The organism is Photorhabdus tasmaniensis, assembly GCF_011189505.1.
Taxonomy (GTDB): Bacteria; Pseudomonadota; Gammaproteobacteria; order Enterobacterales; family Enterobacteriaceae; genus Photorhabdus; species Photorhabdus tasmaniensis.
Genome location: NZ_PUJU01000163.1, coordinates 1 through 1,094, shown reverse-complemented (window position 1 = coordinate 1,094; position 1,094 = coordinate 1). Strand labels below are relative to the sequence as shown.

At 44.8% G+C, this 1,094-nt stretch carries 1 pseudogene; it reads right to left on the bottom strand.

Annotation, left to right across the window (positions count from 1 at the left end):
- Positions 1-137 precede the first annotated feature (137 nt).
- A pseudogene (locus C5471_RS23325) lies at positions 138-1,094 on the bottom strand (IS5 family transposase); the annotation flags it as partial.

The following is a 1,094-nucleotide window of genomic DNA, read 5'->3' as shown; positions in this document are numbered from 1 at the left end:
GGGAACCTCTAAAAACTCTCAATACAAAAAATAAGATCAATTTTGCACTCACCAATAAATGACCTTATTGTGTATGACTTTTTCTTGCTTTTTCAGCGGAAAAAATAAACTCATCGCTTTTTCATCACATACCGGAATTAAAAAGCATGAATGCCGGATTTCCCAAAATAAACCAAACGTGGCAAATCATAGCAGGTGGCCTTCATCATCATCGCAAAATTGGCTCGCAGCTGGCCTATCGTTCGGATAAATTTTTCACCCATCTGAGAGAATGAGCCAAAGATATGTTCGACTCGTGCCCGGGTTTTCGCTATTTTCTTATTTCGGCCTTTCTGGCAATCTGATAAGGGCTTATTACGTGATGCTTTCCTCTGAATATGAACACGATAGCCCTGTTCCTTCAGCGCACGTTCACGCATCTGGCTGGCATACCCTTTATCCGCATAAATGTCCCGGCTTGTATTTGACCGATCCAAAACGGCTTCAAAAAACAGGCTATCATGGACAGCAGCAGTTCCTGTCGCGATGTGGCGGATCACTTTATATTTTGTATCGACACTAATGGTAAGCTTATAGCCAAAATAACTTTTACCGTGCTTTTTCGTCCAGGTTGCCTCGGTGTCTTTCTGGCATCGTTTGTTTGCTGTCCCGTTATCCGGCGTTTTACCCTGACGGATTTGTTCATTCTCTTCCTTCCTATTGTGCTACTTAGGCACTGGGAGCAACGTGGCATCAATGATTTGACCTCCTCTGGGAATGAGTCCCTGTGCCGAAAGCTGATGCTTCGCCTCTTCAAACAACGCGCTGGCACCTTCCTGCCCAATCCGTTTTTCGAAACACCAAATCGTGTTACGGTCTGGAATATTAATGACATCGGTCAGGCGACAAAAACGTTGCCAGCTCATTCGGTCAAGCAATTGATATTCCATCTTTTCATCGGAAAGATGATGGAAATGTTTCAGGATAATGATGCGAACCATCACCTCAGTCGGGAATGGCGGGCGTCCCCCTTTGGGAGAAATAATACGTGGTGCGACACGGTCTATGGTGTCAGCCAGTGCCGAGAAATCAACATACTTATCAAGAACAAGCAG